The sequence below is a fragment of the Phycisphaeraceae bacterium genome (assembly GCA_040222855.1).
Taxonomy (GTDB): domain Bacteria; phylum Planctomycetota; class Phycisphaerae; order Phycisphaerales; family Phycisphaeraceae; genus Mucisphaera.
In genome coordinates, this window is sequence record JAVKCD010000011.1 from 1 (window position 1) to 734 (window position 734).

General features: G+C 60.8%; 2 protein-coding genes. Both read right to left on the bottom strand.

Translation table 11 applies throughout. The annotated features are described in order from the left end of the window. Window positions 1–47 precede the first annotated feature (47 nt). On the bottom strand, window positions 48–470 hold the full coding sequence (locus tag RIG82_03425; GenBank protein ID MEQ9459990.1) for a type II toxin-antitoxin system VapC family toxin: 423 nt from the start codon (window positions 468–470) through the stop codon (window positions 48–50). After that, window positions 467–734, bottom strand: a 268-nt coding sequence (vapB, locus tag RIG82_03430) for a type II toxin-antitoxin system VapB family antitoxin (GenBank protein MEQ9459991.1), incomplete at its 5' end; no start/stop codon positions are given. The genes vapB and RIG82_03425, both read right to left, overlap by 4 nt.

Genomic DNA, 734 nt, shown 5'->3' on the forward strand with positions numbered 1-734 from the left:
GGGTATCCGGAATGGAGTGTAGGTTGAGGGCTTAGGGCTTACCGGCGTCAAGAAACAGGATCGACCCAGTTCTCTACGCGCAGGCCCTCTACGCGGCAGAAATGCTTCACGTTGTTCGTCACCACCACCGCCCCAGCACTAAGCGCGTGTGCAGCGATCATCGTGTCCTGCGACCCGATAGGAGTCCCGGCCTCTTTGAGTGCGGTGTAGACCTGCGCCCACGCGTCGGCGGCGTAACGATCCCATGGCAGTACGGCATGCAGCGGCGCGAGAAACGCCTGAAGTCGCTGCACGCGTTCAGGCTCTCTGCCCTGGGCGACTACGCCTTGCATGAGTTCGGCATAGGTGATGACCGAAACGACGATCTCGTGGCCCGAGGAAGCCGTCCGTTCCAGCCGTTGCACCACCGACACCGGCGCCTTACGGATGATGTAACTGCTGGTGTCGGTGTCCAGCATGTAGCGCATCATCGTCCCGTTGGATCAGGCTCAATACCGATCGCTGGGCGCTCGGACAGGAAGTCGTCACCCACATCCGGCGTATCCATCAATGCGCTCCAGCTGGGGCGCTTCGGCTCGATGACCAGCCGAGAGCCCACCCGGTAGATGAGCACCTCTTCGGTATCACCCATATCCATCTCCTTCGGTAATCGAACAGCTTGATTGCGGCCGTTGCGGAATAGTCGCGCGGTTCGCGGTGGAGCATCAGGCATGGCGAAGAAGTCCAACCAATCC